Origin of the sequence: Anaerobutyricum soehngenii (assembly GCF_009697165.1) — a bacterium.
In the GTDB taxonomy this organism is placed as follows: domain Bacteria; phylum Bacillota; class Clostridia; order Lachnospirales; family Lachnospiraceae; genus Anaerobutyricum; species Anaerobutyricum soehngenii.
Genome location: NZ_VULP01000011.1, coordinates 61,788 through 87,604 on the forward strand (window position 1 = coordinate 61,788; position 25,817 = coordinate 87,604).

Annotated in this window: 23 protein-coding genes, 2 pseudogenes and 1 riboswitch; of the genes and pseudogenes, 21 read left to right on the forward strand and 4 right to left on the reverse strand. The window is 39.4% G+C overall.

All coding sequences use genetic code 11. The features are described from left to right. The first annotated feature begins 41 nt into the window (after positions 1-41). A complete protein-coding gene (locus FYJ25_RS06995; protein WP_167513787.1) occupies positions 42-1,616 on the forward strand; it encodes a DUF3794 and LysM peptidoglycan-binding domain-containing protein in 1,575 nt (524 codons plus the stop codon). A gap of 313 nt (positions 1,617-1,929) precedes the next feature. Here the strand turns inward: FYJ25_RS06995 and FYJ25_RS07000 are convergent, their stop codons facing one another. Together FYJ25_RS07000 and ispE are read right to left on the reverse strand one after the other, a co-directional pair. Next, on the reverse strand, positions 1,930-2,598 hold the full coding sequence (locus FYJ25_RS07000; protein WP_154580889.1) for a GntR family transcriptional regulator: 669 nt from the start codon (positions 2,596-2,598) through the stop codon (positions 1,930-1,932). Beyond that, a complete protein-coding gene (gene ispE / locus FYJ25_RS07005; protein ID WP_154580890.1) occupies positions 2,579-3,583 on the reverse strand; it encodes a 4-(cytidine 5'-diphospho)-2-C-methyl-D-erythritol kinase in 1,005 nt (334 codons plus the stop codon). Before ispE ends, FYJ25_RS07000 begins: the two co-directional genes overlap by 20 nt. A gap of 173 nt (positions 3,584-3,756) precedes the next feature. Here ispE and FYJ25_RS07010 point away from each other — a divergent pair, with 173 nt between their 5' ends. Beyond that, positions 3,757-5,271 (forward strand): spore germination protein, encoded by a 1,515-nt coding sequence (locus FYJ25_RS07010; RefSeq protein WP_096241426.1) that lies wholly within the window; start codon positions 3,757-3,759, stop codon positions 5,269-5,271. Next, on the forward strand, positions 5,268-7,142 hold the full coding sequence (locus FYJ25_RS07015; RefSeq protein WP_154580891.1) for a GerAB/ArcD/ProY family transporter: 1,875 nt from the start codon (positions 5,268-5,270) through the stop codon (positions 7,140-7,142). Before FYJ25_RS07010 ends, FYJ25_RS07015 begins: the two co-directional genes overlap by 4 nt. Positions 7,143-7,180: 38 nt before the next feature. Here the strand turns inward: FYJ25_RS07015 and FYJ25_RS07020 are convergent, their stop codons facing one another. Continuing rightward, complete coding sequence (locus FYJ25_RS07020) at positions 7,181-7,714, reverse strand: stage II sporulation protein R (RefSeq protein ID WP_154580892.1); 534 nt, start codon at positions 7,712-7,714, stop codon at positions 7,181-7,183. Between the two features lie 148 nt (positions 7,715-7,862). Here FYJ25_RS07020 and FYJ25_RS07025 point away from each other — a divergent pair, with 148 nt between their 5' ends. The 17 genes from FYJ25_RS07025 (at position 7,863) to FYJ25_RS07105 (ending at position 25,150) form a co-directional block, all read left to right on the forward strand. Continuing rightward, positions 7,863-8,849: a transglutaminase-like domain-containing protein gene (locus FYJ25_RS07025; RefSeq protein WP_154580893.1), complete on the forward strand. Its 987-nt coding sequence runs from the start codon at positions 7,863-7,865 to the stop codon at positions 8,847-8,849. A 67-nt stretch (positions 8,850-8,916) separates the two neighbouring features. After that, on the forward strand, positions 8,917-9,957 hold the full coding sequence (locus tag FYJ25_RS07030; RefSeq protein WP_154580894.1) for a type II secretion system F family protein: 1,041 nt from the start codon (positions 8,917-8,919) through the stop codon (positions 9,955-9,957). Positions 9,958-9,990: 33 nt separating this feature from the next. Then, complete coding sequence (locus FYJ25_RS07035) at positions 9,991-10,338, forward strand: hypothetical protein (RefSeq protein ID WP_205677387.1); 348 nt, start codon at positions 9,991-9,993, stop codon at positions 10,336-10,338. Further along, positions 10,331-10,816, forward strand: coding sequence for a DUF4860 domain-containing protein (locus tag FYJ25_RS07040; protein WP_096241422.1), 486 nt, complete (start codon positions 10,331-10,333; stop codon positions 10,814-10,816). Before FYJ25_RS07035 ends, FYJ25_RS07040 begins: the two co-directional genes overlap by 8 nt. Further along, the gene (locus FYJ25_RS07045; RefSeq protein ID WP_096241421.1) at positions 10,813-11,310 is read left to right on the forward strand and encodes a PulJ/GspJ family protein; all 498 of its coding nucleotides are present in this window, start codon (positions 10,813-10,815) and stop codon (positions 11,308-11,310) included. Before FYJ25_RS07040 ends, FYJ25_RS07045 begins: the two co-directional genes overlap by 4 nt. Further along, a complete protein-coding gene (locus FYJ25_RS07050) occupies positions 11,310-11,804 on the forward strand; it encodes a hypothetical protein (protein WP_096241420.1) in 495 nt (164 codons plus the stop codon). Before FYJ25_RS07045 ends, FYJ25_RS07050 begins: the two co-directional genes overlap by 1 nt. 74 nt (positions 11,805-11,878) lie before the next feature. After that, complete coding sequence (locus FYJ25_RS07055) at positions 11,879-12,937, forward strand: type IV pilus twitching motility protein PilT (RefSeq protein WP_096241419.1); 1,059 nt, start codon at positions 11,879-11,881, stop codon at positions 12,935-12,937. Positions 12,938-13,055: 118 nt separating this feature from the next. After that, positions 13,056-13,138, forward strand: a riboswitch (cyclic di-GMP riboswitch). 315 nt (positions 13,139-13,453) lie between these two features. Continuing rightward, positions 13,454-14,416, forward strand: a complete 963-nt coding sequence (locus FYJ25_RS07060) for an anthrax toxin lethal factor-related metalloendopeptidase (RefSeq protein ID WP_096241418.1) — start codon at positions 13,454-13,456, stop codon at positions 14,414-14,416. Between the two features lie 190 nt (positions 14,417-14,606). Beyond that, positions 14,607-15,668: a D-alanine--D-alanine ligase family protein gene (locus FYJ25_RS07065; protein ID WP_096241417.1), complete on the forward strand. Its 1,062-nt coding sequence runs from the start codon at positions 14,607-14,609 to the stop codon at positions 15,666-15,668. A gap of 12 nt (positions 15,669-15,680) precedes the next feature. Further along, entirely contained in the window at positions 15,681-16,106 is a 426-nt protein-coding gene (locus tag FYJ25_RS07070) for a YwiB family protein (protein WP_096241416.1), read from the forward strand. Positions 16,107-16,133: 27 nt separating this feature from the next. Then, positions 16,134-17,324 (forward strand): PucR family transcriptional regulator, encoded by a 1,191-nt coding sequence (locus FYJ25_RS07075; protein ID WP_096241415.1) that lies wholly within the window; start codon positions 16,134-16,136, stop codon positions 17,322-17,324. A 435-nt stretch (positions 17,325-17,759) separates the two neighbouring features. After that, positions 17,760-19,115, forward strand: a complete 1,356-nt coding sequence (locus FYJ25_RS07080; protein WP_096241414.1) for an aspartate aminotransferase family protein — start codon at positions 17,760-17,762, stop codon at positions 19,113-19,115. 142 nt (positions 19,116-19,257) lie between these two features. Further along, positions 19,258-20,388: an iron-containing alcohol dehydrogenase gene (locus FYJ25_RS07085; protein WP_096241413.1), complete on the forward strand. Its 1,131-nt coding sequence runs from the start codon at positions 19,258-19,260 to the stop codon at positions 20,386-20,388. A 346-nt stretch (positions 20,389-20,734) separates the two neighbouring features. Continuing rightward, positions 20,735-21,949, forward strand: a complete 1,215-nt coding sequence (locus FYJ25_RS07090; RefSeq protein WP_096241412.1) for an aspartate aminotransferase family protein — start codon at positions 20,735-20,737, stop codon at positions 21,947-21,949. Between the two features lie 110 nt (positions 21,950-22,059). Further along, on the forward strand, positions 22,060-22,665 hold the full coding sequence (locus FYJ25_RS07095) for a cytidylate kinase-like family protein (protein ID WP_021907969.1): 606 nt from the start codon (positions 22,060-22,062) through the stop codon (positions 22,663-22,665). 12 nt (positions 22,666-22,677) lie between these two features. Then, a complete protein-coding gene (locus FYJ25_RS07100) occupies positions 22,678-24,195 on the forward strand; it encodes an APC family permease (RefSeq protein WP_154580895.1) in 1,518 nt (505 codons plus the stop codon). Positions 24,196-24,586: 391 nt separating this feature from the next. Further along, a complete protein-coding gene (locus FYJ25_RS07105; protein ID WP_154580896.1) occupies positions 24,587-25,150 on the forward strand; it encodes a helix-turn-helix domain-containing protein in 564 nt (187 codons plus the stop codon). Between the two features lie 275 nt (positions 25,151-25,425). Here the strand turns inward: FYJ25_RS07105 and FYJ25_RS15145 are convergent. Beyond that, positions 25,426-25,572: pseudogene (locus FYJ25_RS15145) on the reverse strand (transposase); the annotation flags it as partial. A gap of 80 nt (positions 25,573-25,652) precedes the next feature. Between FYJ25_RS15145 and FYJ25_RS15010 the strand changes: the two are divergent. Next, a pseudogene (locus FYJ25_RS15010) lies at positions 25,653-25,817 on the forward strand (RNA-guided endonuclease TnpB family protein); the annotation flags it as partial.

Here is a 25,817-nt window from a genome sequence, read left to right on the forward strand (position 1 = left end):
GTCCGTGCACAAAAATCGTTATGCAGGGTGGAGGATGTATTATGAAGGTAGAGAAAAAAGCAGTTCGTTCCGGTATTTTAAAATTAGAAAAAAATGTGCAGATTACACTGGACGAAGATATGAACGTGCCGGATACCCGGCCAGATGTGGAGAAAATTATCGAGAGCAGGGGAGAAGTACATATTGATGAAATTGAGGTGTTAACAGATCGTCTGCGCCTGCGGGGAAACTTCCTCGTGCAGATACTGTATCTAAGCACAGATCCGGAGCAGCAGATTTCCTGCATGGAACATGACTTTGCCATTGAAGAATTTATGAATGTAGAAGGCGCAGAGAGCAGCGATATCGCCAAAGTAACAGCAGATCTTGAAGACCTGACAATCTCCATTATCAATTCCAGAAAATGCGGTGTCCGTTCCGTTATATATTTTCACATTGCCATCTCCGAAATGAAATTTGTCGAATGTACAACGGGAATCGAAAAAAAGGAAAATGTCCAGTGCCTGTATGAATCTCCTTCCATGACAGAAATTATCATGAATAAAAAAGACATTCAGCGGATTAAAGCAACGGTCAGCCTCCCGGCAGGCAAGCCAAATATCCGGGAAATTCTGTGGAATTCGACTCAGCTTCGAGATGTGGATATCCGAATGTTAGAAAACAAACTCGCGATTCGGGGAAGCGTTTTTCTCTTTGTTCTGTATCAGGCAGAAGAAGGAAAAGAACCAGTACAGTATTATGACTGGGAAATCCCATTTACTAACGAATTAGAATGTGCAGACAGCCAGGAAAATCTTATAGGAAATATTGCCGTTCTTCTTGGAAACCATCAGGTGACGATCAAGCCGGATATTGACGGAGAACCACGCGATATAGAAATGGAAGTCGTTTTAGATCTTGATTTGAAAGCATATCACGAATTTAAAATGCCGCTTCTCAAAGATATGTATGCAAATAATCGGAAATTAAAATTAAAAACCAGCCCAATTCAGTTTGAAAACCTCATTTTCCAGAACAATGCAAAAACAAAAGTAAGCCAGCGGGTAGAAGCGGCAACAGGAGAAATTCATAAATTATTACAAGTCCTTAATGTAGAAGGAAATGTACGGATCGAAGACTTTCATTTTGCGAAACAGGGCATTGCCACCGAAGGACTCATATTCTGCAACGTGCTTTACATAGCAGGAGACGATACCGTTCCGATACAGTCAAAAGAAGTTGTGATACCATTTGAATATCTAGTAGAAATCCCCGAAGTAATGGAATCCGACCGCTGCGAAATCCGGGGAGTATTAGAACAGATCGGCGGTTACGTCGTAGACAGCAACGAATTAGAAATCCGCGCAGTTGCCGGAATTTATGTCACCGGATTCTCACCACAGACAATGTACATGATCGATGAGGTAGAGGAAATTCCATACACAGAAGAAGAAATCTCTAAAATCCCATCCATTACCGGCTATATCGTAAAAGAAGGCGATACCCTCTGGAATATTGCAAAACATTACGGAACAACAATCGAAAAAATGAAACAATATAATGAAAATCTGACAGAACCACTCGAAAGCGGGCAGAAAATATTTTTGCTGAAAGAAATGGAGAATTTGGTGATTTAATTTCAAAGTTGTAAACAGACGAACTCAAAAAAGTTATTATGTAAAAACTGCTTCGTATCACTGCATGATGAATGCTCAGTTGCATTCATCATTTGCTCAAAGGCGCATTTTTACATAATAACTTTTTTTGAGTTCTGCTTATTGGGGGCATGAAATTAAATCGGGAAGAAGGATTGGGTATCACTCTCCTCACTCCGACATTACATCTGCCATCTGCTCTTTTTTTATTTTCTGTTCATTCAGCGAATGAAATCACATGAAGGATTTGGAGTGCAGGCTCAAAGGCGCATTTTTACATAATAACTTTTTTTAGCTATGCTTCCTGAATATTGTTAATTACTTCCTGCTGTTGTTTGAGGATATGCGCCCTCATCAGCTGCTTTGCTTTTACGGTGTCTCTGGTAGAGATAGCATCGAGTAATTCGCGGTGCTCTTCTACGAGATTGGAGCGCTGGCGGATATCCTTTACATACTCCATACGATAGCGATAGAACTGTTCACGCAGGTTATTGATGATAGAAATCAGTCGGTCATTGTTGGTCGCCTGGAAAATAGTATCGTGGAATGTTTCATCTTTGTTGGCGATATCGAGAATATCTCCTTTTTCTACGGCATGAATGAAGTCTTCGTGTGCCTGACGTAGCTTTATAACCCCATCCTGTGTGATTCGTTCGCAGGCGAGTACAGTAGCAAACTCTTCAAGTACTGTACGGATCTCGATGACATCGCGGAGATTCTTTTCTGTGATTTTAGCTACCTGAGCGCCCTTTCTTGGAATCATGATAACAAGACCTTCGAGTTCTAACTTACGGATGGCTTCTCTTACCGGAGTACGGCTTACGCCAAGACGATTGGCAAGAGAGATTTCCATGAGGCGTTCGCCCGGTGCGAATTCACCGGTAATAATAGCCTGGCGTAGTGTGTTAAATACAACGTCGCGAAGTGGCAGATATTCATTTACATTAAGATTTGTGTCCTTCATGAGTATTTCTCCTTCCCCTTTTTCCTGAATATTTTTCTCTTTGTGTTGCCGAATGATATTTCTTTGTAGAATTTGTAAAATGCTTATGGTTTTTATGAGGCTTGGACTGTGGAAGGTCCTTGCTGAATGGACGGACAACGGCAGTCTGTTTAATTCCCGGATCTTTGCGGAAGAATTCAGCGGCCTTTCCGGCGGCTTCTCTTGAAGTAAAGATACCGAATACAGTGGAACCGCTTCCACTCATAAGTGCACCAAGTGCGCCAAGCCGTCTCATATTTTCTTTAATCTGTATAATTGCCGGATAATGTTTTTGTGTAACCTGCTCCAATACATTACCCATGCGGTAAGTGATACCGGTAAGATCGTTGTGATTAATCGCCTGGATCATGCCATCAATGTCTGGATGTTTCATCTGTTCATCGAGATGAAGATTCTCATAAACAAACTTTGTAGACATGGAAAAGGTTGGCTTCACAATTAAAAACCAGCATGCCGGAATAGAAGGGAGTGGTGTTAAAATCTCTCCGATTCCTTCAGAAAGTGCGGTTCCTCTCATAATGCAAAATGGGATGTCAGCACCGAGGGTCAGTCCATGCTTTATAAGTTCCTCCTGTGTGATTCCCAAAGAAAAAAGCTGATTCATGCCTACCAGCGCTGCGGCTGCGTCTGTACTTCCGCCGGCCATTCCTGCTGCAACAGGGATATGTTTCTCGATTGTGGCATCGACACCGTCTGGAATATTATACGCAGTCCGAATCGTGTTAATCGCCCGGTAGACAAGATTCTTTTCATTGAGAGGGAGGTAAGGCAGATTCGAGGAAAGCCGAATCTGTCCGCATGTATTCTTTTGTAAAGTAATGAGGTCAAAAAGTTTCACTGTCTGCATGATCATTCTAACCTCGTGGTAACCGTCTTCCCGCCTTCTTAATACGTCCAGTCCCAGATTCACCTTTGCATATGCTTTCAACTGTAAGGGCTGAGTCATAAAAATTGTACCTCCTCTGTATCTTGTATACAATTATTATAACGCATTTTAACGAAAAATCAAGAAAGAAACGCTGGTATAAAAAAGAAAAAATTTCTCAATACTAACAAGGTATTTTTGTAAAAGATGCTTAAGGAGTTGTATACAAAATAAGCAGGAAAAGAGGGAGAAATGTGAAGATAGTATATGGCCGGGATCAGAAAATAAAAGGGGGTCTCACAGGGGATTTTGATAAAGATTATGCTTTTCTAGAAGCGGTGTTTGAACGAAGTGGTGATATCGTGAAGAATCCGTTTTGTATTGCGGATTTTTGCCGGGCGGCGGCAATTTATGTAGATGGCATGACGGATGCGGATATGGTAGAAGATTTTGTGATTCGTCCGCTTCTTAAACAGAAATGGGAAGAGAAAATAAGCGGGAGGGAGCTGCTTTCTTATATAGAAAATCATGTGATGGAAACGGTGGATTGGAAAGAAGACGAAACTTTTGAAAATATTTTGACAGATATTTTATCCGGTAATACCCTCCTTTTATTAGAAGGCTGCAAAAAAGCAATTATATTATCAACGAAAAAATATCCATCAAGAGGTGTCGGGGAAACGCAGCAGGAGATGGTAATTCGGGGACCGAAAGATAGTTTTACGGAGAATATGCGGATAAATACAGCGCTGATAAGAAGGAGGATTCGTGATCCACGCCTGAAGATGGAACATACGATGACAGGAGAACGTTCGAAAACAGACCTTGCGATTATATATATGGAAGATCTTGTCCGGCCGGAGCTTCTTGAAAAGATACGGGAAAAAGTGAAAAATATAAGCTTTGACGGTATTTTTGACGGGGGAATGGTGGAGCAGCTTCTTGAAGAAAATGCATGGAGTCCGTTTCCACAGTTCCAGCATACGGAGCGCCCGGATAAAGCAGCAAGTGGATTATTAGAAGGGCGGATCGTTCTTGCAGTGGACAATTCTCCGGGTGTTTTGATTCTGCCAGCAACATATCAGATGTTTTTTCAGGCGGGAGACGATTATTACACACGATTTGAAGTAGCATCTTTTGCCAGAGTACTGCGCTTTGCTGCATCACTGTTTGCCATAGGATTTCCAGGTCTTTATGTGGCGATTGCTGCTTTTCATACAGAAATGCTTCCGGCCTCTTTTTTATTATCGGTTGCTGTGGCACGCACAGGAATCGTGATTCCTGTTGCCTTAGAAGTCCTGCTGATGGAATTTCAATTTGAGCTGCTAAAAGAAGCCGGGATTCATCTGCCGGGGCAGCTTGGAGGAACGATTGGCATTGTCGGAGGACTCATTGTCGGGCAGGCGGCAGTCGAAGCGGGAATCGTAAGTACGATTGTCGTCATCGTTGTTTCCTTTACAGCAATTGCCTCCTTTATCGTGCCAAATGAATCGTTCGGGTCCGTTTTTCGTCTGCTGAAATTTCTTTTTATTTTCACAGGGGCAATCTGGGGAATCTATGGATTTTTGCTCACCTTTGCTGCATTACTCTTTCATTTATCACAGTTAGAATCCTTTGGTGTTCCGTATATGTTGCCATCTGTCTGTGGGGAGAATTTAAATTATGACGAGAAAAAAGACGATTATGTTCGCTATCCATTTGCCTATATGTTAAAACGCCCGGTATTTACCAGGGAAGGACGGCGGATTCGGAAAAAGGAGGGCAGATGATGACAGCAGAAAACAAGGTTTCGCCAAGACAGCTGCGGCGGATGCTTTTTATAGAAATGTTTGGGGCGGGGGCGCTGTCCGTTCCTGCCCTTGCCTGTTATAATGGACAGTCCGGCGGTGTGGCGGTGCTTTTTTACGGGATTTTTTTAATCATTGCAACAGTTGTATTTTATATTCTCTCTGAAAAGATACAGGAGCAGTTTTCTGAAAATGCAAAAAGTTATACAGAAATCCTTCCAAAATCAATACAGAGTATCTATTTTATTCGATTCGCTATAAATGTGGTAGCCCTCTTTTACTTTTTTGGAGAAACGATACAGACAGTATATATGCCGAAAAACAGTTTCCTTTTTATACTGTTTCCGGCGGCGCTTCTTCTCTGGTATACGCTGAATACGAATCTGCAAAAAAGAGCCCGCTTTTTAGAACTCATATTTCCATGGATTTTTGTGTCGTATGGTATTGCAGTTTTCTTATCCTTTGTGGGCATTGAAACATCAATACAGCCGGGAACCATAAAAGAAGTCTGGCGGGATATTTTTTCAGATACCGCGATACAAAGCCTGCGAAACGGATATATTCTTTTCGTATGTGGCAGTCCGATAGAATTCCTTTTATTTTTAAAACCGGCACCCAAAACAAAACAAAAAACAAAAAGAAGCATTATTACAGCAGCTTTTGGTGTTTTCTTTTGTAATGTATTGCTTATTTTTCTTGCAGTACGGACGTTAGGAAAAACACTTACTACACAGTCAGCGTGGCCGGTAATAAAAATGATGCAGCTGATTCGGATGTCAGGCGGATTCCTTGAACGCTTTGATATTCTTCCCGCCATAGTCTGGGTTCTGTGTATGATGGCAGTGATCAGCGGATATCTTTATTATGGAAAAAAGATGTTAGAACAGCTTTTATTAAAAAAATCAAAAGAAGCTATCCTGAAAAAAGCAACCTTGAAGAAAACAAACGCAAAAGAACCAATCCTAAAAGAAACGATCGTGACAGGAATAAGCATACTTTGTCTTCTTTTTTTAGCCTGTCTTGTGGAAAAACAACCATATTTGTGGAATTCCTATCTGAAATATAAAATATTTGTGGATGTTCCGCTTGCATTGCTGTTACCAGTTTTTGTATATATTGCCGGCAGAAAAAATACAAAAAACAAGAAGCTGGGAAAGAGTACGGAAACAGAGGATAAAATAAAGAAAAAAGAACCGATTTTATATCTCTTTACAATTCTTTTTGTCCTTGGGAGTTCTTTTTCCTTAACTGGCTGCCGGCACCTGACGGATATAGAAGAAAAAAGCTATGTTTTATCCCTGTATGTGGACAGATTATCGGGCGAAGAAAACGGATATGCGTTTCAGGTGGCAAGAGCAGACTTAAATAAGATGGAAGAACGAGACGAGGAAATTCCCTGTCAGATTACAAAGATAAAAGCAAAAACCTTAAAAGAATTAGAAGAAAAATATCTTCGGATCATTCCGGGAGAAATAGAGTGGAACCATATTTATACTATTTTTTTCAGCCCGGAAATGGCAGAAAATAAAGAGGCTTGCATGCGTCTATTAGAAGAATGGGACGGTGACTGGCAGAAATCACCGAATGTTTTTCTTGTCGCAAGTTCACCACCTCCCGACAAGCTTTACAAAGTAAAAAATATTCCAAAAGGAGCAGCCGGTCAGGAAGTAAGTCTTCTTATAAAACAAAGCAAAAAACAGCAAAAAATAAAATCTGATCAAAAAAATAATACAGAAAAAATCTGCGAAACTCCAATTGATTACCTACGGCACACAGAACAATCCCCGGGAAAAAGCATACTGCATCAGATTGTAATAGAAGATGGAAAAATTGTATTGATAGATAAAAAATAAAAAAATAAAAAAGGCGGCCTGCCACATCAGCAGGTCACCTAATGAATGAAATTATAAAATACATGGAAAAGATTCACTTTTTTTTCTGGGATATAACATAGTTTTGGATAGAAAGCGCACCACCAGTTATGTCCCTGCGCTTTGCCGATATCTATACGTAACGCTTGGTATTCCCCGGCGGGGAAGATGGCAGCTCCATAATGTCGTATTGGAAATCTTTCTTGTGTAAAATAGACCTGGATCGGTTTACCATCAGCAGCTTTTGCAGCAATCCGGGCAATCTGTTTTGTTTTTTTAGCAAGAGTTTGTTTTAATTCCCCGGCAGAGTGTGCCTGTTCCACATCTGTTTTTACATATTGCAGGATGGCATCCCGCACGATCAGTTTTCTTTCCTGAGCCTCCTTTTCATCAGAATCTGCACGTACATGGAACCGCAGGGAATTATCATAGAGTAAACAGTTTTTTTCTATATAAGTCTGACACAGTATGCCGCAGCTGAATAATAAAAATATAATGATGCTGATAGAAAATGTTATTTTATTTAATTTGTTCGTATTATTTAACTTGTTCATAGGTAAAGTATAGACATAAATTTGAGATTTGAGGCAACGGATTAACTTTATTATTCTGGGTAATAGTTCTTGGAACTTTTTGCAAAGTAGAGTATAATTGTAAGGAAGTTTGTTACAAGACGGTAAGATAGAGGACGGTAAAATAGAAATGAAGCATAGAGAACAATACTTTTTCCGTTTTTTAAAGAGGGGAAGTATTTTTTTATTGGTATTTTGCCTTGTGGGCTGCGGAGCATCCGGCTCTGACCGGCCAGCAGAGCGAAAGGCAGAAGAACAAAAGACAGAAGTACAGCTTGAAGTGCAGGGGACTGTCGATATACCGAATTATTATCATAAAGGGAATCTTTTTCTTCCGCAGGCGAATGGGAAGGTGACAGAGAAACAAGAGGGAGTATCGCTTGATCTGTCTCATACGGACCAGGGATACTTTATGGTAGCATACAAAGGCAGTGCAGATAAATTAATGGTGCAGGTAGAAGGAAGCGATAATATCCCGTACCGATATTATTTTGAGCCGGATGGTCACTACAATGCACTTCCGCTTACAGCAGGTAACGGGAATTATGCAGTATCTGCTTATGAAAATGTGGGAGATAACCGGTATGCCCTTGTTTTTACGAAGACAGTGGATGTAGTGCTTGCAAATGAAGTTTTACCATTTTTGTATTCGAATCAATATGTGAATTTTAATGAGGATACGAAGGCTGTTATGCTTGCAAAGAAGCTGACAAAGGGAAAGACAGAGTTAGAGGCAGTGCAGGAAGTGTATGAGTATGTTATAAAGAATATAGTGTATGATGAAGAGAAGGCAGAGACGGTAAAGAGTGGATATTTGCCGAATGTCGATGAGACATTGAAGACGAAGAAAGGAATCTGTTTTGATTATGCTGCCCTGATGACGGCAATGCTTCGTTCATCCGGAATTCCGACTCATCTTGATATCGGATATGCAACGAATATTTATCATGCCTGGATCAGTACCTATCTTGAAGAACAGGGATGGGTAGATAATGTGATTCAGTTTGACGGAAAGAGCTGGACGATGATGGATCCTACCTTTGCGGCTGATGGTGGAGATGGAATAAAGGATTTCATTACGGATTCTTCAAATTACAACGTACAGTATATTCATTAGGAATTTTTGCTTTTGCAAATGATTTCGGAATCATAATTAACAGGGGAGAGATATAAGGGGACAGAAAATGTTATCAAATAATGAGATTGCTGTGTTTTGCGAGCAGAGTGGGATGATTCTTGAATCCGGCTTATCCATGTTAGAAGGTATTTCGATTATGGAAGCGGATGTTGAACCGCAGAATACAGAATATAAGAAAATATATGCAGATATAAGAACCTGTCTTGAAGAAACAGGCATTTTTTATGAAGCACTACAAAGGGCAGGAGTTTTTCCAGATTATGTGATTCAGATGACAAAGCTTGGAGAAGACACAGGGAATCTTGACGTGACGATGAAAGGTCTGGCAGCTTATTATGAGCGTGAAGAAAATACAATGCAGGATATCCGGAGTGCGATTTCCTATCCGCTAATGATTTTATGTATGCTGCTTACAATTATGCTTGTAATGATCGTAAAAGTTATGCCGGTATTTAATCAGGTGTATGAGCAGTTAGGAAGTCAGATTACAGGACCGGCGGCAGTGCTTTTAAAAGCCGGGGAAGTATTAAAGCAGTATTGGGTCATTCCGGCGGTGTTCATCTGCATTTTTGCGGCAGGCGTGTGGTGGCTTTTAAAGACGATAAAGGGAAATACTGTTTTGCGCAGACTAACAGGACGGTTCTTTTCAAGTAAATCTATCGTAAAAAGATTAAACAGTGCCAGAATATCTTCTGCACTTTCTATGGCATTACAGAGTGGAATGGATTATGGAAGAGCATTTGATATGGCGGCAGCGCTTGTGGACGGGGATGAGGAGACGAAGAAGAAACTTTTAGACAGCAAAGAAAAGATGTTTGAAGGAGAATCTTTTTCAAAAGTAATAAAAGAAACACAGATTTATTCGCCCCTCCATGCAAGGATGATCATGATTGCAGAAAGAACTGGGGAGGCAGATCAGGCACTTTCTAAGATCGCGGTACAGGTAGATGAGGAAGTAACAGCAGAAATTCAAAATTTTGTCTCAGTAATTGAGCCTACAATGGTAATTATTTTATCCATTCTTGTGGGTGCCTTACTTTTATCGGTAATGATGCCGCTTATGGGAATTCTTTCTGTGATTGGATAATGAAATGTCAAAATATACGATGGAGAATGTGAAATGAAGAATGGAACAGGAGAGAATATAAAAAAGAAAAATAATACAGGTTTTATTCGAACAGAGCTTATTGTTCCAATCTGTGTATTTATTCTGATGATTGGGATGCTGCTTTTTGGGGTATCGTCAGTGACAAAAGAAACCGCACAAAAGGAACAGGAAAGTCTTCAAAATGCGGTAATCCAGTCTGCTGTCCACTGTTATTCAGTGGAAGGTGCCTATCCGGAGTCTCTTACATATTTAAAGAAGCATTACGGAATCACATGGAATGAGAAAAAGTATAAAGTAAGCTATGAAGTTGTTGCAAAAAATATCCGACCGGAAGTACAGGTGATTTTATTAGATGAATAACAGACAAAAGCAAATACATACGATTGATATGATCTTTCCGCTGATTTTTATTGTTTTTTTTGGATTTTGTGCAGTCTCCCTGGTTCTTTCGGGCGCACATATTTATCAGAAAACAGCGGATGGATTGAAGCAGAATTATACAGTAAGAACAGCGGTTGCTTATGTGCAGGAAAAGATCAGAGAATACAGCAGCAGTTCACAGGTAGAAGTTTTAACAGAGCATAACCAGACAGTGCTGGCGCTGTATGAGCCGGAGAATACAGGATATGTGACGTACATTTATTTATATAAAGGAAAGCTGCGAGAACTTTTTACAAAAAAAGAGCGGGGAATCGAATGGGAAAGTGGACAGGAATTAGTGAGTGCAGATACATTTTCTGTTATAAAACAAAAGGAGGATCTGCTCCGAATTCATCTTAGTGGAAGCGGTCAGGAAGAATTAGTTTATGCAAGGATTTATGGGGAAGATGAGCGATGAGAAGAGTAAGACATTCAAAGTCCGGATTGTTTTTAATTGAATTAATGATATGCATTTTATTCTTTTCATGTACCGCAGGAATCTGTATCCGTTTTTTTGCAAAGTCTCATGAGCTCAGCCAGAAAGCAAGGAATCTGTATCAGGCACAGCAGGAAGCCTCTTCTATGGCAGAAATTTTAGAAGGGGACATAAATTCTCTTTATCATCGATATGTTTATTATGATAAAGACTGGAAACAGTGTGAGAAAAAGGATATGGCATATTGGCTGGAAGTATCGGAAACTGATGTAAAGAAGAAAGAGGCAGAGCCTAAGACTGGCCATAACTCCGATAGTAAAAAAACAGATTTAAAAAAGATAAAGATTGCTGTATATTCCGGAAAGAAAGTAAAAAAAGCACAGAAAGACGAAATTTATCATTTGAATCTGAGCATTTATGTACCAAAGGATAATACAAAGCATGCTGCATCGACACAGAAGGAGGGGATGAAATAATGAAAAAGCGGGAGATCCCTGTAATGAATCTTGGTATTTCATTAATCATCTTAATCTTTATGAATGTATGTCTGGCGGCATTTGCTGTGTTATCCTTACAAAATGCATTATCGGATTATGCACTTACGAAGAAGACGGCGGCGCATACAACGCAGTACTATAAAGCGGTGAATAAAGTGCAGGAACAGCTTGCACAGAAGAATACAGAACTTGAGAAACAGTGGACACAGAAAAAAACAGCAAAACAAAAAGAAATAGGACAAAAAGAAATAGGAAAAAATAGAACGGCACAAAAGACGGTGAAACAAAAACTTGTGATATTGCCGGAAATAAATATTATAGAAAGTGTTTCAAAAAGACAGCAGCTTGTTGTTACGCTGCATCTGGATAAGACAGGCATAGTGCCGCAGTATTATATAAAAAAATGGCAGCTTTGTTCACCAGAAGACTGGCAGGCAGATGAATCGCTTGACGTAATGAAAAGTATAGAATAATGCCGAGGCATTTTTGAATGCAGCAAGAATACCGGGACATTCTTGAATACATTATATTGGGAGGAAAAGGTAGAATGGGAATCCAGGAATATTTGCAGGAAGCAACAGAAAAGGGCGCATCAGATTTATTTATTGTAGCAGGTCTGCCCCTTACTTATAAGATTAACCGAAAGATGGTCAGAATCGGAGAACGGCTGATGCCGGAGGATACAAAGAAACTGATTGAAGATATTTATTCGATTGCGGAGGAAAGAAAGATAGAAACATTAGAGACGGCAGGAGATGACGATTTCTCTTTCTCCATATCGAATCTGGGAAGATTCCGCGTATCTACATATCGTCAGAGAGGTTCTCTGGCAGCCGTAATCCGTCTTATAGCATTTCAGTTACCGAATCCGGAAGAACTTAGTATTCCATCCCAGATCATGCAGCTGGCAGAATACAGAAAAGGACTTGTACTTGTGACTGGTTCTGCAGGAAGCGGAAAGTCCACAACGCTTGCCTGCCTGATCGATCAGATTAACAGTACGAGGGAAGAACATATTATTACATTAGAAGATCCGCTGGAATTCCTCCACCGTCACAAAAAGAGCATTGTAAGTCAGCGCGAGGTGAGTTCTGATACAGAAAGTTATAAAGTGGCGCTCCGTGCCTCACTGCGCCAGAGTCCGGATGTGATTCTTCTTGGAGAAATGCGTGATTATGAAACAATTAATATCGCAATGACAGCAGCAGAAACCGGGCACCTTGTCTTTTCCACTTTGCATACGCTTGGTGCGGCAAATGCAGTAGACCGAATTATTGATGTGTTCCCTGCGAACCAGCAAAGACAGGTGATTGTACAGCTTGCCTCTGTATTAAATGCCGTTGTCTCCCAACAGTTATTACCGGATAAAGAGGGAAAGCTTATCCCGGCATTTGAACTTATGACTATAAATCGTGCGATTAAAAACATGATCAGAGAGAATAAAGTACATCAGATTGATGGACTGATCGCATCTTCAAGCCAGGAGAAAATGTTCTCAATGGACTCTTACATTACAAAACTATATAAAGAAGGAAAAATAACTCAGGAAGTGGCATTAGATTATGCGGCAGCTCCGGAGTTAATGGTGAAGACACTTTTAAAATAAAAAGAAATAATATTAGTATTGTTGTAACAAAATAAATAAAATAATTTTTTGGTAATTTTTGTCGAAAATTCATTGACGTTATACAGACGTTATGCTATTATAAAGATGCAAACTAATATATTCTAGTGGGCAAACCTTGCGAAAGCAGGGGACGCAAAGCCAAGGGTCTAAGGGCATAGCCTATGACAGCCGGTTGCCGTATTTAATGCGTATGGATCATATTATCGAATATTATGGGCGGCCGCGTATATCTGCTAGAGATATAGGCGGCTTTTTGAATACGAGGACATATAGTCCTCATCCCCGCAATTCTCATAGAAAACTCGTAACATTTGATAAAGCCATAAATAAGGCATTTATACCTGCTCTCAGAATCTTTAATACAGCTGTCCTTGTAGTAGATTTTGAGATGTAGCTTACGGCATATTGCCGAGCTACACAAAAAAGTAACGTTGTTACTGTGTAGCTCGCATATATGTACTTGAGAGTACATGTTATCAGAAAGGGAGGATTTTTATGAGAAAAATGGATAATAAATCATTTGTGATTTCAGCAGCTTATCTTGTTATGGCGCTGATCTTATGTACAGGTATTATTTTTTATACCGGTAACGGCGGGACAGGTAAGACATTTGCAGATATAACAGATACAATGCCGGATACAGGATCTGATGAGATTGTAGCAGGTGAAGAAGAGGTTCCACTTGGACAGGCCCCTAAGGTTACAGTTAAGACTTCTAAGAAGACAACAACAAAGAAGAAGAAGTTAAAAAAAGCAGCGAAGAAGACAAAAACAACAACAAAAAAGAAAACTTCTAGAAAAAAATCTACGAGGAGAGGAGTTTCTGTTCAGACCGTAACAGAGACAACAGTTCGGACAACGCAAAAGACAAGTACAAAGAAGAAATCCAAAGTACAGACAGTTAAGACAACCGTAGTAACAACAGTTAAGACAACAAAGACAGACGTTGGAGCTACTTCTAATTTTAATAACGTAGCAGCCGCAACAACAGGATATGCGATTTCTAAGTTTAGTGATATTAAGGGACATGTGGATTCCCGAGTGTATGATGCATTTAATACTTTAGGGTTTGAGTTTAATGTTGACCCGGAATTAGCAACAACTGGTGTATTTAGTGTACAGAATCATAATATTCAGTTAAAGAGAGGTCAGTCGTCTTATTTACTTCACGAGTTGGGTCATTTCGTAGCAACCTTAAAGGGAAGAGCAGATAAGAAATCTGAATTTGCTAGTATTTATAATGCAGAAAAGGGAGCATATGTTGGTAATAATAAATCCTATGTAACACAGACTGCAAGCGAGTACTTTGCAGAATCTTTCTGTGATTATACAGAGAATGCTTCTGCATTAAAGAGCCAGCGTCCACAGACTTACAACTATATCAATGATTTAGTTAACTCTATTTCCGATAAAGATATAAAGAATTTCTATAATGCATATGGATGGTATTGGAATTAGACTATACAGAAGGTTAGAAAAAGGTGCCTGCAGGATAACTGCAGACACCTTTTGTGATGCTAGATAAAGATGTGATATGTACTTGGATAAGTGCATATATTTTTAAAATTAAGTATTCAAAAGCTTTTTGATGTGCTAGAATAAGGCGTGAAGTGAATTTAAAAAGAGCTTTTTGAAAGGGTGAATAATTTTGGCTAATAAAAATATAGTAGTTCTTATGGGAGGAAAGTCATCAGAACATGATGTTTCTCTTATTTCAGCAAAAACAGTAATTGAAAGTATTGATAAAGACAGATATAGTGTGATCATGGTAGGAATCACAAAGGATGGACAGTGGAAGCTGATCGACACAATGGCTCATCTTGAAGATGGTTCCTGGGTGAACAGCAAGACGAGTGCTTACATTTGTCCGGATACCGGAAGTAAGGAACTCCTTTTAGAAAGAGGAGGTAAGACAGAACGTATTTCTATTGATGTTGTGTTCCCGGTTCTTCATGGTATGAACGGAGAAGACGGAACAGTGCAGGGACTTTTAGAGTTAGCAGCGATTCCATATGTAGGCTGTGGTGTTTTAGCTTCTGCCTGCTCTATGGATAAGTTTTATACTAAGGTAATCGTAGATGCAATTGGAGTACGCCAGGCAAAGTTTGTCGGTGTAAGAAGACATGAGCTTTCCAACATGGATGAAGTTGTAGCAAGAGTGGAATCAGGAGTTCCATATCCTGTTTTCGTAAAGCCTTCTAAAGCCGGTTCTTCGCAGGGAGTCAGCAAGGCAGAGAACAGAGAAGAACTCGTTACTGCATTACATCTTGCAGCAAAGCATGATTCTAAGATCTTAGTAGAGGAGACAATCGTAGGACGGGAGATTGAGTGTGGTGTTCTTGGAATGAATGAACCAAAGGCTTCCGGTGTTGGCGAAGTATTATCTGCAGAAGAATTCTACAGCTATGATGCGAAGTATAATAACGAGGAATCAAGAACAGTTGTAGATCCTGAGCTTCCAGAAGGAAAGGCAGAAGAGATTCGTAAAGATGCGGTAGCTATCTTTAAAGCATTAGATTGCTCTGGATTATCCAGAGTAGATTTCTTCCTTACAAAGGATACGAATGAAGTAGTATTTAATGAGATTAATACTCTTCCGGGATTTACAGCAATCAGTATGTATCCAATGCTTTGGGAAGCAAGAGGACTGAATAAGAAGGCTCTTGTTCAGAAGCTGATCGATCTTGCTATGAACAGATACGACGTATAAAGGGATACGATTATGGCAAGAAAGGTCTGGCTGACGATAACCGGAATTCAGAAAGGTTTTGATCAGGAAGAACCTGTGACTCTGGTTACTGAAGGAAGTTATATTTATAAAAACGATGTTCATTACATTTTTTATTCAGAACGGACAGAAGAAGGGGCGGTTATTAAAAACCGCCTCACTATTTCACCTGGCAGCGTGGAACTTCGTAAAACAGGTGCAGGCAATTTTAATTCCGTTCTTGTATTTGATACGCAACATAATAAAAACTGTATTTATCAGTCACCGGCAGGACCGATGGAACTGGTATCTGACACAAAGAAGATCCGGGTGCTGCATGGAGATGCACATTTTAAATTACAGTTGAAGTATTCTCTTATCATGAACGGAATGTTAGTATCGGATTATAATCTGACAGTGCTGGCGAAGTTTATGGAATAGAATGAAAGAAAATAAAAGAGGGTAACAATGGCGATAATATTGGAAGAAATCTATGAGGTGGCGTTACACCGTTACAATATGAAGCTGGTTGCCGGAGGAAGAGGCTTAAGAAATCTTGTTGACTGGGTACATACAGTCGAAGAGATGGATTACGTCTCTTTTTTAAAAGGCAGAGAGCTGATTGTTACAACTGGAATCAAAGAAAAAGATGAAGAAATGCTTGAATGTTTTGTAAAAAGTCTGTACGAAGCCGGAGCAAGCGGTTTGGTCATCAATGTAGGAAAGTACATAAAAAGAGTGCCGCACAGTGTTATTACGTATAGCGAAGAAGTGGGATTTCCCATTTTTGTACTGCCATGGGAAGTCCATTTAGTAGACTTCAACAGAGATTTATGCAATCTCATTTATAAGACGATGCAAGAACAAGACAGTTTAGAAACTGCACTTCAAAAAGCAATTTTTTCACATAAAGAAGAACAACAGTATATGTCGGTTCTGCATGAAAATCATATTCATAAAGACACAGAAATCTTTATGGTACAGTGTTATTTTCCGGCAGGTGGCAATACGCAGGCGGAGAGAAATTTTGATAATACGCAGTTTTTCTATCGATTCATTCGACAATGCCAGCAGATATTTGCACACAAAAAGGTGCAGGCAGTCGTTTTTCAGAAAGATTTGTATATCACACTCATAGCCCGGATATCTCCGGGAAAAGAAAGGGAAAAAATAACAGAAGAGATAGCACAGCTTTCACAGCAGTTTTCCGGACAAAAGAAGGTATATATAGCAATAGGAGATGAAGAGACGATTGTGGCAAATCTCTGGGAGAAATACAGAGATTTATCCTACTTGTGTCGCTGGGGTAGAAAAAAAGATAAGCAGATCTGTCAGGAAGAGGAACTGGGAATAAGCAAGCTATGGCTGTCGATTGACAATATCAAAAAACTGGAAAAATATCGTGAAAAAACGCTGGGAGAATTAGAACGACTCGACAGGGAAAATGGCAGCGAATATATTCGTATTTTAAAATGTTATCTTGAAACAAATGGAAATATCGGCGAAGTCGCAACAGAATGTTTTCTGCATAGGAATACAGTTTCCTACCACTTGAAAAAAATCTCAGAAATTACAGGAAAAGCACTTAACTCTACCAAAGATAGAAGTGACTGGTATCTGGCATATCAGATTGATGAATTTTTGGAATTAATTCAGTAGTCTTCTGATTTCTCCCCCCTTCTTTCTAACAAAGACTATTGAATTCATTTCTTCTGGAGCCAAAACACAGAAACGGAAAAAGGCTAATGATTGCAGATATAATGTCGGAGCCAGAGAAGGATGCGAATAAGCATTCTTCTCGCCGCGACTATCTTTACAGATGCAATCATTAGCCTTTTCCCGTTTCGTCTGTTTTCCTCTAAATGAATGAAATAGCAATTATGAATGTTGCACAATAATTTTGTGTATCGTGACGATGGTAATATAATTTAATCGTGTTATAGTAATGCCATGAAAGAAATAAGCAATAAAAATAAATAAGAAACAAGCAAAGGTGCGATAACAGTGAAGGCTGGGATTGCACCTTTTTCTTTGTATTTAGAAAATTCTTTTAGAAGGTTCTAAGAGTACGTTTTATAGTTAGGAGGAAGTGGCATGTTAAGAGATTCATTACCGGAAATAGTTACAGGGAGTGTACCAGGGGCGAAGGCAAAGGCTCTTTTAGATAGAAGGGATGAGGCTGTTCCAAAAGGTTTATGTGGAAGTAATTACCCAATCTGTATGGCAAGAGGGGAAGGTGCCATGCTTGAGGATGTAGATGGGAATAGGTTCCTTGACTGGATTGGTGGTGTTGGCGTTTTAAATATTGGTTACAGCAGACCAGAAGTTGTTGAGGCAGTAAAAGTACAGGCTGAGAAATATTTCCATGGGATTTTTAATGTATATGTTCATGAAGGATATGTAAAACTTGCAGAAATGTTTAATGAGACTGTTCCTTGTAAGGGCAAGAAGATGAAAACATATTTTGCAAACTCCGGTGCAGAGGCGGATGAGAATGCGATTAAGATTGCAAAAGCGTATACGGGAAGAGATAATATTATTTGCTTTTCCGGTGCATTTCATGGAAGAACGAATCTTACGATGGCGTTGACAGCAAAGAAAGCATATGCACTTGGCATGGGACCGTTCCCTTCCGGAATTTATCGTGCAGAATACCCATATCTGTATCGTGCACCAAAAGGATACAGCGAGGAAGAAGCTATTCAGTACTATATTGATAAACTGTTAAAGCTTTTTGATGAGGCGGCTCCGGCAAGTGATGTTGCGGCAATTATTATTGAGCCGTTACAGGGTGAGGGTGGATTTATTCCTGCTCCCATTGAATTTGTGAAGAAACTTCGCAAGATTTGTGATGATAACGGTATTATGCTTATTGCGGATGAGGTTCAGTGTGGTAACTGCCGTACAGGAAAGTATTTTACATCAGAATACTGGAAGGAGGCGGGAGCAGCCCCGGATATTATTGCTACAGCGAAGTCTATGGGAGCTGGTGTGCCGATCAGTGCCATTAGTGCAAGAGAAGAGGTCATGGATGCAGCCCCGGCAGGCACGATTGGCGGTACTTACTGCGGTAATCCGTTAGCTTGTGCAGCAGCGATAAAAACGATGGAAATCATGAAAGAAGAAGATTACTGTGCAAAATCCCTCCATATAGGCTCCGTCGTAAGGAAGGCGTTTGAAAAAATGAAAGAAAAATATGATATAATCGGGGATGTCAGAGGAATTGGCGGTATGCTTGGTGTAGAATTTGTCAAAGACAAAGAAAGCAAGGAGCCAAACCCGGAATTTGTATCAAAACTGGTTCAGACAGCACTTCAGAAGGGACTGTTACTGGAAAATGCAGGTTCTTGCGGCAATGTGATAAGATTCCTTGCACCATTATGCATGACGGAAGAACAGATGGAAACTGGATTAAAGATTTTTGAAGAGTCAATTTTATCCAATCTGTAAAGTGATGCCAGATTGTCTGACTGATTCAAAACACGCTTTGGATAAAAGAAATGAGTAAAAAAATACTGGCAAAAAATAAAAGCTGGTGTTAAATATATTTTAGAAACATAATATTTGCAAAGTAAAGAAAGAAGGAAGTATCATGGAATTTAATTATTTTCTGCCGGTAAACATTGTATTTGGTTCTGGAAAGGTTTTAGAGACAGGAGAATTGACCAAACCGTATGGTAAAAAGGCTTTGATCGTAACAGGAAGAAGCAGTGCGAAGAAATCAGGCCTTTATGACAAGGTCAATGACAGCTTAAAGGCGGCAGGACTTGAAACAGCTCTTTTTGATAAAGTAAGCCAGAATCCACTGACAACAACTGCTCAGGAAGGTGCAGATTTTGCTAAGGCAAATGGCTGTGATGTTGTTGTTGCCATCGGTGGTGGAAGTATTATGGACTGTGCGAAAGCTATTGCGTTTTTAAGTAAAAATGAAGGCGATATTAATGATTATATTTATAATCGTCTGACCAGTGATGATGCGCTGCCATTAATATTGATTCCGACGACCTGTGGTACCGGTTCAGAAGGGAATGGATTCGCTGTTTTGACGAATCCGGATAATGGAGACAAAAAGTCACTTCGCTGCAATGCAATCGTAGCAAAGGTATCTATCGTGGATCCGGAATGTATGATGACAATGCCAAAGAAAGTACTTGCTTCCGTTACATTTGATGCATTATGCCACAATATAGAAGCTTATACGTCCAAAATCGCACAGCCACTTACGGATGCAATGAGTATCTATGCGATTGAACTCATTGCGAACAATCTGGTTTCTGTATACAATGGAACAGGAAGTAAAAAAGAGTGGGAAAATATCACAATGGCAAGTACGATCGGTGGTATGGTCATTAATACGGCAGGAGTGACGATCGCTCATGGAATGGAGCATCCGGCAAGTGGTCTTAAAGATATCGTGCATGGGCAGGGATTAGCGGCCCTCACTCCAATAGTAATTGAAGCTTCTTATAAAGGAAATGAAGAAAAATTTGCAAAGATTGCAAAAATCTTTGGTGGAGAATCCGCCGCTGACTGCGCAGATAAAATACGTGAATTATTAAAATCTATTGATTTAGAATGTAAATTATCTGATCTTGGCATCGCTGCAGAGGATATATCATGGATGGCAGAAAACTGCATGAAGGTATCTGCTGCGAGCATAGCGAATAACCCGGTTGTATTTACACAGGAAGAGATTGCAGAGTTATATAGAAAGGCTTTGTAGTAATTTGAACTGACATACAGATAAAAACTGAGTCTGCATGATAAAATGTATGAACAATATAATAAACAAAATGCAATAAAAAAATTGAATTACTTCGTGTGATTGAGCGAAAACCTTTGAAAAAAGCGAAAAAACTTTCTTAAATTATCTATTGACAGATTATTATAGACGTGATATTGTATAGTCGTACAAAATAATAGACAGTTAAAGCAAGGGTGCTTACAAGTATTTGTAGGTATTCTTGCTTTTTTGTTTTCATAGGAGAAACAGCTACTCTCCTATATGATAAAAACCGGTTTGCAAAATGAAAATTATGAGAGTTTTAGATAATAAGGAGGATTATATCATGAAATTAAAAGACACAGGACTTAGCGTACAGGATATTAAAGACAAAGTAAATAAATATATGATCGAGACATATGAGCGTTTTGATTTTCTTGCAGAAACAGCAGAAGGAATGTACATTTACGATGAGAATGGTACTCCATATCTTGATTTTTATGCAGGTATCGCCGTAAATAACGCAGGTAATAGAAATCCAAAGGTTGTTGCAGCAGTAAAAGATCAGGTTGACGATATCATGCATACTTTTAATTATCCATACACAATTCCACAGGCATTACTTGCTGAGAAAGTTTGTAAGACTCTTGGAATGGATAAGATCTTTTATCAGAACTCCGGTACAGAAGCGAATGAAGCAATGATCAAGATGGCTCGTAAATATGGTATTGAAAAGTATGGTCCGAATAAATATCATATCGTAACTGCTAAGATGGGATTCCATGGAAGAACATTTGGAGCAATGTCCGCAACAGGTCAGCCGGGTAATGGATGCCAGATTGGTTTTGGTCCGATGACATACGGTTTCTCCTATGCTCCATATAATGATTTAGAAGCATTTAAGAATGCTTGTACGGAAAATACGATTGCGATCATGGTTGAACCGGTACAGGGTGAAGGTGGTGTTCATCCTGCAACACCAGAGTTCTTAAAGGGACTTCGAGAATTCTGTGATGAAAAGGGAATGCTTTTATTATTAGATGAAGTACAGACCGGATGGTGCAGAACCGGGGCAGTAATGTCTTACATGAATTACGGAGTAAAACCAGATATCGTTTCCATGGCAAAAGGTCTTGGTGGCGGAATGCCAATTGGAGCAATCTGTGCGACAGAAGAAGTTTCTAAAGCATTTACACCGGGTTCCCATGGAACAACATTCGGTGGACACCCTGTAAGCTGTGCCGCAGCTTTAGCAGAAGTAGAAGAACTTCTTGATAAAGACTTAGCAGGAAATGCAAAGAAAGTCGGAGATTATTTCGCAGAGAAATTAGCAAAGATTCCACACGTAAAAGAAGTAAGACATCAGGGATTACTGGTTGGTGTAGAGTTTGATGATACAATATCCGGTGTGGAAGTAAAACATGGCTGCCTTGACAGAAAGCTTCTTATTACAGCAATTGGCGCACATATCATTCGTATGATTCCTCCGCTGATCGTTACAGAAGAACAGTGCGATGAGGCATGCGCAATTATTGAAGAAACAGTAAAAGCATTAATATAGTTTCATTGGCAAGGGTGTCACAAAAAGTTTGTGGTTCCCTTGCCTTTTTTATTGAGATATTTTTATAAAAGTTATTTATGAAAGTTAGAGAAATCAGAGAGGAATAGAATATGGCACATCTTGTTATTACAATAGGATGCGAATACGGCGCAAAAGGCAACATGATTGGGAAAAAGGTTGCCAAGGATTTAGGAATTAAGTTCTACGATCGTGATACAGTAGATGAGATTATAAAAGAAGTCGGAATTCCAAAAGAAATCATGGAAAAAGTAGAAGAAGGCGGAACAATTGCCGGAAAAGGAGCAGAAGGTGATGTTCGTGGTTCTTTCTCTAAATATGCAGACTTAACACAGCGTGCGATTCACGTCCAGAAAACAATTATCCGTAAACTTGCAGATCGAGAGTCCTGTGTGATCATCGGGCGTTCTGCTGACTATATTTTAAAGGAACAAAAACCAATTTTGCGAATTTTCATTTATTCTCCGGAAGATGTTCGAATCCAAAATGTTATGAAAAGCCATAACTTTTCTGCAGAGGATGCGAAGATGTTTATTACAGAAAAAGATAAACGTTATCATAAGCGGCATCTTGCATTAACCGGGAGTAATCGTGGTGACCGCCATAACAGGGATATGCTGATAGACAGCAGTCTTCTTGGTGTGGATGGGACAGCAGAACTGATAGAAGAAGTAGCAAAAAAAGTATTTCATGAATAGGAGGGACAGGATATGAACAAGAAAGAATCGGAATTTAACAAAGTATTTAGTGCCTGGGATATCCTTGTCATTGCTTTTGGAGCTATGATCGGATGGGGCTGGGTTGTATCAACCGGAAGCTGGATTGAAAAAGGCGGCGTTCTCGGAGCAGCGCTTGGTTTTGCTCTTGGCGGTGTTATGATTTTCTTTGTAGGTTTAACGTATGCAGAGTTAACCGCAGCCATGCCACAGTGTGGTGGAGAACATGTATTTAGTCATCGTGCGATGGGAGCGACAGGTTCCTTTATCTGTACATGGGCAATCGTTTTAGGATATGTCAGTGTAGCCTGCTTTGAAGCTTGTGCATTTCCAACAATCATCACTTACCTGTGGCCTGGATTTTTAAAAGGATATCTGTATACAGTTGCAGGATTTGATGTATATGCTTCCTGGCTTGCAGTGGCCATTATCGTAGCATTTATTATTATGATGATAAATATTATGGGAGCCAAAACAGCCGCTATTTTACAGACAGTACTCACCTGTATCATCGGCGGTGCCGGTATTTTATTAATTGTAGCTTCCGTAATCAACGGTACGGTGGATAATCTGAATGGACAGATGTTTGTCGGAAACACCGCAGGACTTAATATCAAAGCAATTCTCGGTGTTGCAGCAATGTCACCATTTTATTTTATTGGTTTTGACGTTATTCCACAGGCAGCAGAAGAAATTAATGTTCCTCCAAAGAAAATCGGTAAAATGCTTATTTTATCTGTAATTTTAGCCGTTGTTTTCTATGCACTTGTAATTATCGCCGTAGGACTTGTTCTTGACTCAGGTGCGATCATAAAATCACAGGAAGCAACCGGACTTGTTACAGCCGATGCAATGGGAACAGCATTTGGAATGAAAATCATGGCAAAAGTAGTTATTGTCGGTGGTATGTGCGGTATTATCACATCCTGGAACTCCTTCTTAATTGGTGGTTCTCGTGCAATGTATTCCATGGCAGAATCCTATATGATTCCAAAAACATTTGCAAAACTTCATCCAAAACATAAAACGCCAATTAATGCACTTATTCTTATTGGTGTCCTTACAATGCTTGCTCCATTTGCCGGAAGACAGCTTCTTGTATGGATTTCTGATGCAGGTAACTTCGCATGCTGTCTTGCTTACTGTATGGTAGCGGTTTCCTTTATGATATTAAGAAAAAAAGAACCCGATATGCCAAGACCATATAAAGTTCCAGCTTATAAATTCTTCGGAACGATGGCAGTCATCATGTCCGGATTTATGGTATGTATGTACTGTATCCCAGGCAGTGGCGGAAACCTGATCCTTCCTGAATGGGGAATGGTAGGAGCCTGGAGTTTACTCGGTGTAGTATTCTATGTTGTATGTAAGAGAAAATACAAAGAATCCTTCGGTGATCTTGTTGAACTTATTTCTGATGAAGACGCAGCAACACTTATGCCGGAAGCAGACGATGAAGAACTTGATAAAGTAATTGATGCAGCAATTGACAGGGTGCTGGCTTCTATTTAATGAATAGACGAAGGTCCTGCATTTATATTTTAGCATCTGCTCTGTTTCGCTGTGCGAAAATGCCTGGTTAGCATTTTTGCTCGCTCTAAAGACGCATCTGCTAAAATATAAATGCAGGACCTTCTGTCTTTGATAAATAGAAGTTTTGTGAGGATTTGAGTTGTAGGCTTCTGGTTATTTTGATATTATGGTGACATTAATTAGCGATTTATTAAAGGGCGACTTTGTGTTTTTTACAACGGAGTCAAAATCAATAATTTTTCATGAGAGGCTTTTTATAGAAGACTTTTTCTCGCAGCGACTAAAGTCACAGATAAAGAATATTTCATTCTCATGGTTCGTCTGTTGCTCTACTCACCCGATAAATTAAATCACACAAAGGAGGATTTTCATGGATTATTTGTCATATAATGTAGCGGTTAATTTAAAGCAGATTCGCCTGTCAAAGGGAATGAGCCTTGGTGAGGTTGCGGAACAGACCGGAGTCAGCAAAAGTATGCTTGCTCAGATTGAAAAAGGTACAGCCAATCCCTCTCTTGGTGTGCTTGGGAAAATTACAAGCGGACTCCGCATAGAATTTCAGACACTCATTGATGCGCCGAGAGAAGATTTTTGCCTTGTAAGTCCAAAAGAAATTTTTCCTACAAAAGAACTGGAAGGGCAATATAAAGTCTGGACGTGTTTTCCTTATGAAGATTCTCATTCCGTAGAAGTATATCGAATTGACATAGAACCCGGCGGGGTCTATATGAGTGGGAGTCATGGAGAAAAAACAAGAGAGTACATTACAGTAACAGAAGGTGTACTTACGATAGAATGTCATGGGCATACGCAGATAATCAATAAAGAACAGGTTTATAAATTTGAAACAGATCAGATGCATGTTTACCGGAATGAAGGAAGAGAAACAGTCAGTTTTACTTGTTTTTTTCTTGATTATACGGGATTGAGATGATGAACAGACGAGCCTCCGAATTCTATCATATGCAAAAATGTTTCGTATCACTGCGTCCAAGCTGCTCGACCGCAGCTTGAACTTGCTCTAAGGCACATTTTTACATATGATAGAATTCGGAGGCTCTGTGTATTCCAATCCCGTAAATCAGGTGAAAAATTAGAGGATGGATTGAGTAGTGTTGTATTAAAACTTATTTAAGTAATATGTTATAAATAAGTTTATATTGAAGGAAATGCTTTGGAGAGATGATTTAAAAAAACATGAGAAATTACTTTTTCATTAGCAATATCGAAAATCTTTTGTTTAACATCATCAGCGATAGAATCTTTGAGTAATTGTTTACGATATTTGGTTACTAGAACTATATGTACTTTAAGATTGTATTTTCGTCTGTTATGACGATTGTATCTATTATCCATAATTCACCTCAAAACATTGATTTTCACCAATTGTTATTATATAATATATTTAGTGAAATATCTACGAAAGGAGTACATCTATGGAACAGATAACTATTACAGCTAAAATTCAAATAGCCGCAACGGAAACGGATAAAGTTTTGCTTGATGAAACTATGTCTGTTTATCGTAATGCCTGCAATTATGTTTCAGACTATGTATTCCATACTCACGACTTAAAGCAGTTTTCACTTAATAAGGTTTTG

Bases quoted from the DNA above. Each gene is read 5' to 3' on its own strand.
- FYJ25_RS07035 (WP_205677387.1), top strand. From the start codon at position 9,991: ATGAAGAATGGAACAGGAGAGAATATAAAAAAGAAAAATAATACAGGT.
- FYJ25_RS07045 (WP_096241421.1), top strand. From the start codon at position 10,813: ATGAGAAGAGTAAGACATTCAAAGTCCGGATTGTTTTTAATTGAATTA.
- FYJ25_RS07075 (WP_096241415.1), top strand. From the start codon at position 16,134: ATGGCGATAATATTGGAAGAAATCTATGAGGTGGCGTTACACCGTTAC.
- FYJ25_RS07070 (WP_096241416.1), top strand. From the start codon at position 15,681: ATGGCAAGAAAGGTCTGGCTGACGATAACCGGAATTCAGAAAGGTTTT.
- FYJ25_RS07090 (WP_096241412.1), top strand. From the start codon at position 20,735: ATGAAATTAAAAGACACAGGACTTAGCGTACAGGATATTAAAGACAAA.
- FYJ25_RS07015 (WP_154580891.1), top strand. From the start codon at position 5,268: ATGATGACAGCAGAAAACAAGGTTTCGCCAAGACAGCTGCGGCGGATG.
- FYJ25_RS07080 (WP_096241414.1), top strand. From the start codon at position 17,760: ATGTTAAGAGATTCATTACCGGAAATAGTTACAGGGAGTGTACCAGGG.
- FYJ25_RS07000 (WP_154580889.1), bottom strand. From the start codon at position 2,598: ATGAAGGACACAAATCTTAATGTAAATGAATATCTGCCACTTCGCGAC.
- FYJ25_RS07055 (WP_096241419.1), top strand. From the start codon at position 11,879: ATGGGAATCCAGGAATATTTGCAGGAAGCAACAGAAAAGGGCGCATCA.
- FYJ25_RS07025 (WP_154580893.1), top strand. From the start codon at position 7,863: ATGAAGCATAGAGAACAATACTTTTTCCGTTTTTTAAAGAGGGGAAGT.
- FYJ25_RS07050 (WP_096241420.1), top strand. From the start codon at position 11,310: ATGAAAAAGCGGGAGATCCCTGTAATGAATCTTGGTATTTCATTAATC.
- FYJ25_RS07085 (WP_096241413.1), top strand. From the start codon at position 19,258: ATGGAATTTAATTATTTTCTGCCGGTAAACATTGTATTTGGTTCTGGA.
- FYJ25_RS06995 (WP_167513787.1), top strand. From the start codon at position 42: ATGAAGGTAGAGAAAAAAGCAGTTCGTTCCGGTATTTTAAAATTAGAA.
- FYJ25_RS07095 (WP_021907969.1), top strand. From the start codon at position 22,060: ATGGCACATCTTGTTATTACAATAGGATGCGAATACGGCGCAAAAGGC.
- FYJ25_RS07040 (WP_096241422.1), top strand. From the start codon at position 10,331: ATGAATAACAGACAAAAGCAAATACATACGATTGATATGATCTTTCCG.
- FYJ25_RS07105 (WP_154580896.1), top strand. From the start codon at position 24,587: ATGGATTATTTGTCATATAATGTAGCGGTTAATTTAAAGCAGATTCGC.
- FYJ25_RS07020 (WP_154580892.1), bottom strand. From the start codon at position 7,714: ATGAACAAGTTAAATAATACGAACAAATTAAATAAAATAACATTTTCT.
- FYJ25_RS07060 (WP_096241418.1), top strand. From the start codon at position 13,454: ATGAGAAAAATGGATAATAAATCATTTGTGATTTCAGCAGCTTATCTT.
- ispE (WP_154580890.1), bottom strand. From the start codon at position 3,583: ATGACTCAGCCCTTACAGTTGAAAGCATATGCAAAGGTGAATCTGGGA.
- FYJ25_RS07100 (WP_154580895.1), top strand. From the start codon at position 22,678: ATGAACAAGAAAGAATCGGAATTTAACAAAGTATTTAGTGCCTGGGAT.
- FYJ25_RS07030 (WP_154580894.1), top strand. From the start codon at position 8,917: ATGTTATCAAATAATGAGATTGCTGTGTTTTGCGAGCAGAGTGGGATG.